The organism is Pseudomonadota bacterium, from assembly GCA_040752895.1.
Lineage (GTDB): Bacteria > Pseudomonadota > Alphaproteobacteria.
This window is the reverse complement of the sequence record JBFMHN010000001.1, coordinates 81,072-88,185: the sequence shown is the minus strand read 5'-3', so window position 1 is coordinate 88,185 and position 7,114 is coordinate 81,072. Positions and strand designations below refer to the sequence as shown.

7 protein-coding genes and 3 tRNA genes are annotated in these 7,114 nt (G+C 58.9%); 6 read left to right on the top strand and 4 right to left on the bottom strand.

What is annotated here, in order from left to right; all coding sequences use genetic code 11:
- The 3 genes from AB1781_00440 to AB1781_00430 form a co-directional block, all read right to left on the bottom strand.
- Window positions 1-125: GTP-binding protein (locus tag AB1781_00440; protein MEW5703048.1), on the bottom strand; the 125-nt coding region annotated here is incomplete at its 3' end.
- 90 nt (window positions 126-215) lie between these two features.
- Window positions 216-289: transfer RNA gene (locus tag AB1781_00435), tRNA-Gly, on the bottom strand.
- A gap of 36 nt (window positions 290-325) precedes the next feature.
- Window positions 326-411: transfer RNA gene (locus AB1781_00430), tRNA-Tyr, on the bottom strand.
- Between the two features lie 178 nt (window positions 412-589).
- Between AB1781_00430 and rlmB the strand changes: the two genes are divergently transcribed.
- From rlmB to AB1781_00400, 6 genes are all read left to right on the top strand, one after another.
- Entirely contained in the window at window positions 590-1,450 is an 861-nt protein-coding gene (gene rlmB / locus AB1781_00425) for a 23S rRNA (guanosine(2251)-2'-O)-methyltransferase RlmB (protein ID MEW5703047.1), read from the top strand.
- Window positions 1,441-1,515 (top strand) — tRNA-Thr (locus AB1781_00420). The genes rlmB and AB1781_00420 overlap by 10 nt, the downstream gene beginning before the upstream one ends.
- 188 nt (window positions 1,516-1,703) lie before the next feature.
- Window positions 1,704-2,432, top strand: coding sequence for a tetratricopeptide repeat protein (locus AB1781_00415; protein MEW5703046.1), 729 nt, complete (start codon window positions 1,704-1,706; stop codon window positions 2,430-2,432).
- A gap of 40 nt (window positions 2,433-2,472) precedes the next feature.
- Window positions 2,473-3,792 (top strand): DUF1329 domain-containing protein, encoded by a 1,320-nt coding sequence (locus AB1781_00410; protein ID MEW5703045.1) that lies wholly within the window; start codon window positions 2,473-2,475, stop codon window positions 3,790-3,792.
- 102 nt (window positions 3,793-3,894) lie between these two features.
- Entirely contained in the window at window positions 3,895-4,128 is a 234-nt protein-coding gene (locus tag AB1781_00405; protein MEW5703044.1) for a hypothetical protein, read from the top strand.
- 122 nt (window positions 4,129-4,250) lie between these two features.
- A complete protein-coding gene (locus tag AB1781_00400; GenBank protein ID MEW5703043.1) occupies window positions 4,251-6,257 on the top strand; it encodes a tetratricopeptide repeat protein in 2,007 nt (668 codons plus the stop codon).
- Between the two features lie 13 nt (window positions 6,258-6,270).
- Here the strand turns inward: AB1781_00400 and AB1781_00395 are convergent, their stop codons facing one another.
- Window positions 6,271-7,077, bottom strand: coding sequence for an enoyl-CoA hydratase (locus tag AB1781_00395; GenBank protein MEW5703042.1), 807 nt, complete (start codon window positions 7,075-7,077; stop codon window positions 6,271-6,273).
- Window positions 7,078-7,114: the final 37 nt, after the last annotated feature.

Genomic DNA, 7,114 nt, shown 5'->3' with positions numbered 1-7,114 from the left:
GCGCCCCCAGATTCCGCCAAAACCTTCGTGATCGCCGCCGTCAGCGTCGTCTTCCCATGGTCAACGTGCCCAATCGTCCCAACGTTGCAATGCGGCTTCGTCCGCTCAAATTTCGCTTTCGCCATTGTTCGATTTTCCTGTTCTTAAGCCGGCGTCAAACCCGATGAGTTGGTTGGTGTAAAGTCGTCCCACCCTTCAACCACATCCACTTCGGATGGAGCGGGTGAGGGGAATCGAACCCCCGTCTTCAGCTTGGAAGGCTGAAGCTCTACCATTGAGCTACACCCGCCGAGTTTTGTCTCTTGGTTCTCCCACAAATTCTGTCTGGTGGAGGGGGTAGGATTCGAACCTACGTAGACGTACGTCGGCAGATTTACAGTCTGCTGCCTTTGACCGCTCGGCCACCCCTCCGAGCCACAATAAGCCCCCAGGCGCAACGGCCCGCGAAGAAAGGGGATTTGCCCTCGAATGTCAAGCAAATCCAAAGGACTGCCTCAGGGGAAACGCCCCTTGCTTTCTAAGTTTTCATCGGGCAAGCCAGCGGCTCAAGGCTTGCAGTACGGAATTCGCGGGGACTATAAGGTTTTCAATGAGCAAGCGCAAGCGCCAGACGCCGATTAAATCCAAGGATTCCGCGTCCGTTCGCAAGAAAGGCGGAGCCGCGCGCGAGGGCGTTTGGCTTTATGGGACGCATGCCACCCTTGCCGCCCTTGCCAATCCGGAAAGACGCAGCCATCGGCTAGTGCTTACAGCGGAAGCCCGGACGGGCTTGGAAGAACGCCTCGCCCGGTTGTCGGCCCTGCCGCAGCCCTCGCCGGAAATCCTGTCGCGGGAAGCCCTCGCCGAACTTCTCCCAAGGAACGCCGTCCACCAAGGAATTGCCCTCCTCGCCCAGCCCCTGCCCCCGGTCAGCCTGGAATCGGTCCTCGAGGGCTTGGGGAAAAGGCATGCGCATGAAAAGGAAGCCGTGGTTGTGCTCCTCGATCAGGTAACGGACCCGCAAAACGTGGGTGCCGTACTGCGCTCGGCCGCCGCTTTCGGGGCGATCGCCGTGCTGCTGCCCGACCGCTATGCGCCGGCCGCCACAGGCAGCCTGGCCAAGGCGGCGTCGGGCGCCCTCGAACACGTTCCCCTTCTCCACGTCGTGAATCTGACGCGGGCCATGGAGAAGCTGAAGGAAGCCGGGTTTTGGTGCGTAGGCCTCGACCCGATCGCCGACGAGATGCTTTGCGGCCTCAAGACGGAAGGTCGAACCGCCCTTGTGCTGGGAGCGGAAGGAAAAGGGCTTCGCCACCTCACCCGCGAGCATTGCGATTTCTTCGCAAGGCTTGCCATCGCATCCGGCACGATCGAAAGCCTAAACGTGGCCGTGGCCGCCGCCGTCGCCTTATACGAGCTTGCCGGACGGCAAAAGCCAACGCTATTGTCGGCCGCGCGGGCGCCGGATTAGCTCAGTGGTAGAGCAACTGATTTGTAATCAGTAGGTCGGGGGTTCAAATCCTCCATCCGGCACCATTGGCCTTGCCTTTTCGTTTCATCTGAAACGAATTGGCGGGAGTGGGCGGACAGCCTTATAGGCATAACATTTTTGCTGGCAATTCCAATCTCCAGCCCCCATTTTTCTCTTTGCCGGGCTTTATTGACCGTTCGCCGCGTCGCCGCGCTAAAATAGCCCGTGCCGACGGAAAAGGGGGGATACCGCCATGAAGCCGCTTTCCTGGAAAACCGGGTTGTTTATCGGCCTGTTGTTCTTGGGCCTCCCCAGCGTTGCTTTCGCGGGCTATGCCGAAGGCGTCCAAGCTTATGCCCTGGGCAAATTCAACACCGCTTACGACGAATTGATCCCCCTCGCCGTCGAAGGCAACGCGGACGCTCAATTCTATATTGGACAGATTTACGATCCGTCCAACGAAGACCGTCTCGGAGCCACCTATGACAAGGGCAAACAGATCATTCAAAAATACGAGACCGCCTTGCGCTGGTATGTGAAGGCGGCAAAGCAGGGACATGTGGCGGCCCAGCGGCAGGCCGGCATGTTCTTCAAATATGGTCAGTTGTACAGCCCTGCCTACAAATGGCTGAAACGCGCGGCGGACGCCGGCGACCCGGAAGCGCAGTACCAGCTTGGGATCATGTATCATTATGGCATGGGCATGCCGCGCAACGACGCGGAGGCGGCCAAGTGGATCGGCATGGGTGGCCCCAATATGACCCCCTACCAACAGAAACAGTATGGATGGAAGGCCGGCCAAGGCTTTGGTGCCCCAGCCGAAGGGAAGGCCATGGTCGAGATCCTCAAGGGTGGCGGGGAGAACGATGACGCCCTTCGCGCCAACCGCATGGAATCGCGCGGAACCGTTTCCACCCGATCCGACAAGGATGGGGTCAAGCAGGTCGAGGAATACGAACGGACCGTAGGATCCTTCTTCTGATTCGCCTTCAATTTTCAGCCAATACGATGGGAGAAAAAAATTGCCCAAGAGCAAGCTGCTTGTTGGCATCGCCCTAGCGGGCCTGGTTTGGGGCGCGCTCGCCATGCCCGCCCGAGCGGCCGCAATAGAGACGGGTACCGTCGTCCATGCCGGGAATCTGGACGATCTCCTTGGTCAAACCTTCGACGGCACGCCACTTTCCGAACTAATTCCGGAGCAGTTTCAATGGCAGATCCGCGCAAAGGGCCTGACGATGAAACTCGCCCAGCCGAAACCTCACCTGCTCGATCCGGTTTGGCTGAAAGCCAGCGAGAAAAACCGAGGCACCGTCTCGCTTGATCCGAAAACGCGCGCGGTCAAAGGCTGGGAAGCGGGCGTTCCCTTCCCCGACGTCAAGACGAACGACCCGGACGCCGGGCTAAAGATCATCTGGAATCTTTTCTACGGTAAACCCAACGGTGACAGCCAGATCTTCCCGAACGGAACCGCCATCATGATCAACGGCGAGAGCGGAATCGAAGGTATTACGCGCCAACAATTTACCCGGATTCTTCTAAAGGGGCTTCTGCGGCGGAAGGACGCCCCAACGCTTGGTTCCGGCAAGATCTTCGAAAAAGACCTCCTCGTCATGACGGCGCCGGAAGTGTTCAAGGGCAGCGGGTTTCTGTACTACCGCTACGACACGGGCGAGACGGACTACCTCCTGATCTATGCGAAGGATGCCAATAAGGTTGTGAAGTGGTCCGGCGAGTTCTGGATGGACGAGGTCGGGGAGACGGATTTTCTGGGCGACGACCTGATGATTTTCAGCGCCTACCCGACTTGGTACGACGCCTACAAGGTCCTTGGGAAAAAGAAAATCCTTGTGGTCGCCGAGACCGCAAATCCTTACTGGAATCCGAAAGAAAAGGAGAGGAACAAGCGCTATCCCGGCTTCAATATCGAAAATTGGCCCCACTGGAATCCGGTAGACGAATGGATGCCGCGCGAGGTGTATGTCCTTGAGGCGAAGGCGCCGGTGCTGCATCCCTACAGCCGCAAAGTCATTTACATCGACGCCAAGACATGGGTTCCCTATCTCGGCGAGTTCTATACGAAGCAGGACGAGCTTTGGAAAACAACCATCCAAGGCTATCGCACCTTTCCAATTGAGAAGGAGCCCAAGGGCACAATCCTGTGGCCGGTTTGGGCGATGATCGCGGATTTCCGGAAAAACCACGCCACCATCTTGGCGACGGACGGCAGCGTGCGCTTCAATGAAGAAATCGACCCCAGCTGGGTAAATCTGGATACCCTGAAAGGCGGCCGAAAGGGCGTCGAAGTCGATGTGCCTTGGTCCGAGTTGAGCCCGGAGGAGTAACGGCCGCCATGATAAAATGGGGAAATAGGGATGAGGCGGGCACGTAACTTTTACGTCGTTTGGTTCTTGGCGTCCCTTCTATGGGTAGGCGGGATTGGCGTCTTGACCTCCTCCTCCTGGTCAAAGGACACCCGCGCGATTGCCGAGTTCAATTACGAGATCACCGAAGAAAAATTTCCCGCGTTAAAAGGCCGGCACGGCAAAATCGAACTCTACGAGACACAAAACCGCACGGAACCAATGGCGGTGCGCAACCTTGTTCTCCACCTTCTCGGGGCTTTTGGCCCCCCGCTTTTCGGTCTTTGGCTCGGTCTTCGCTACGTGCGGCCGCGGTAACAAGATCTAAGCGTCGATGCGCGCCTTATAAGCGCTTTTTTAACCAAATTGGTCTTGAAGTAAGACCTTGGATGCCGCCCGTCCGGCTCCGGCGGATAAGGTAAAGCGCGCAAAGACCCAAGATGAACCGCAAGGAACGCCGTCAACGTGAGAAACTGCGTCGAACACGGGGCGCTTCCCCTATTCCGGAAGGCCTGCAAGACGCTGTTTCCCTGCACCAAATGGGGCGCGTCGGCGAGGCGCTGCCGCTCTATCAAACGTTTCTCGCCAACCAGCCTAGACACCCAGACGCCCTCAACTATTGCGGCCTCGCCATGTATCAGCTTGGCGATGCGAACCGCGCCCTTGGCCTGATCGAGGCCGCCATCAAAGTGGAGCCGACGAACGCTGGCGCTTACAACAACCTGGGCCTGGTTTTTCAGAAACTCGACCGGATGGACGATGCGGAGGACGCCTACCGGATGGCACTCAAGCTGCAACCGAAAGCTTCGCAAGCCCATAGCAACCTTGCCAACGTGCTGCAGACGAACGGCCGATTCGACGAGGCGGTCGAGATCTACCACCGCGCCATCGCCATCAAGCCGGACAGCGCGGAAGCCCTGAACAATCTTGGCAATGTCTTGAAGAAACAGCGGAAGCTGACGGAAGCGCTGTCCGCTTACAGGCAGGCGTTGAAATACCAGCCGGACAACCCCGATACCCACAACAATCTCGGCGTCCTTCTACAGGCGACAGGCCAGTCGGACGAAGCGATTGACGCCTTTCACCGTTCGCTCGGGATCAAGCCGGATAACGCGGAAGCGTATTTCAACCTTGGCGGCGCCTATCGCGAGCTTGGCCGCGTCGGGGAAGCGATCACTGCCTACCAGAAGGCAATCGAGATGAAGCCCGACCTCGACGTATACGACAGCCTTGGCACTCTCTTTCTCGACGACGGCGCCTTGAATAAGGCGACGCCGATGCTGCAAAAGGCGATCGAGAACCCGAACGGAGACCCAAAGGTTTCCACCCACCTTGCCGCCCTCCTCGCCGACGGCGACGACCTGGCGGGCGCCGAAGCCTTGGCGAGAAGCGCCCTACAGGCCAACGGCCAATTACCAAGCGCGGCGATCAGCCTTGCCAAAGTGCTGGTCGAAAAAGGAGACATCGAAGGGGCGCTCGCCACTTACGAGACTGTTGGCAAGGCATCCGGCCAGGATATGGCCTCCCACATGGCTTTCGCCGTTACTCTGTTGCGCCAGCAGCGCATCCGGGAAGGTCTTGGCGTGATCGACAGACTTTTGCCGTCCCCCCGTTTGACCGTGAATCAGCGCTATGCCCTCTTCATCCACAAAGGTATCTACGCCTGGCTGCAGGAAGACCTGGACGGTCTTGCGGACACGCTTCGGACAAGCGAGGAGCTTGCCGAGACGATTGACCGCACAACGATCGATATCAGCCTGTGCATTTACCAACTTTATCTCGAACGCCTCCTTCGCTATCGCAAGAAAAATCCCGCCATCTATGAAGGCGACGCGCCTGGCCGTCTGCACGTCGTAGGCGAAAGCCACGCGCTGTCACCGAACGGCACGCTTGTTGCCTTCGAAGGCACGACCGCGAAGGCCATCTCGCATCTTCTGATTGGTTGCAAGGCCTGGCATCTCGGCCAGTCAAAGGCGAACTATTTCCAGCGAGGCTTGCAAGCCATCCTGAAAGAAATTCCGGAAAAGGCGACCGTGCTTTTTACTTTCGGCGAGATCGACTGTCGCCATAACGAAGGCATCCATCACCACCACCGAAAGCACGGCGGCGATCTCAACGCGATCATCCAGAAGACCGTCGAGGGATACGTGGCGTTTGTCGCGACGGTGGCCGTGGAAAAAGGACTTCGGCCTATTTTTGTCGGCGTGCCGGCACCTCATTGCGGGCGGCCGACTCTCAACGCCTTGCCGACAGAAGAGCGGAAGGCGTATCTCGCCGGCATCGCGGGCTTCAATGAGACCCTAAAAGCGACGGCGGCCGCCCGGGGAGCGACGTTCCTGGATACGTACGGACGGACGGCCGGGCCGGACCGTATGGCGGACGGCACCCGGCATATCGACCACCACCACCTGATTCCGTCTTTCCTGCGCGATCACCTTGCCGCCTGATGTGAAAACCCGCCTACGCCTTCGGGAAGTTCGGCTTCCGCTTCGCCAGGAAGGCCGCGATTCCTTCCCGGAATTCCTCGCCGGCGGCACAATCCATGATGCCGCGTTCTTCCAAACGCAGCTGGCTTTGAAGCGCCGCGCCACAACTGAAGGCGTTGTTCAGCAGCGCCTTCGTTCGCGCCAGCGCCTGCCTCGGGCCGGACGTTAGGCGCTCAGCCATTTCGGCTGTCGCTTCCTCAAGTTTTTCGTCCGGCACGACGCGATTCACGATGCCAAGTTCGTAGGCGCGCCTCGCATCAATCCGCTCGCTCAGAAGCGCAATTTCCATCGCCTGCTTGAAGGTTACGCTGCGCGGTAGAAAATAGGTCGAACCGCCATCCGGGCTAAGGCCGATCTGGCGATAGGCAAGCGTGAAGAAGCTATTCTCCGAAGCGATGGCCAAATCGCAAGCCAAAAGGAGGCTTGCCCCGAAACCGGCCGCCGCCCCGCGCTGGCTGGCGATGACGGGTTTTCCCATGTGGTGGATAGTCTCGATGATCTCGTGCGCGTAGAAGGCGAGTTCGCCCGTCGCCTGACGGCGTGTCCACTCCTCTTTTTCGAGGGTCGCCCCGAACGCCTTGATGTCGCCACCGGCCATGAAATGGCCACCGGCACCGCGCAGCACGACGCAGCGGACCTTGTCGTCCTTTGCCGTCGCCTGCAACGCCTTGCCGAGCGCGACGGCAAGCGCATTATCAATCGCGTTTAACTCCTTCGGGCGGTTAAAGGTCATCGTCGCCACCCCTTGGCGGATGTCCTGCAGCAGAATATCGCTCGCCATGCGCGTTTTCCCTCGCTACCGATGAATTCAGTCACGA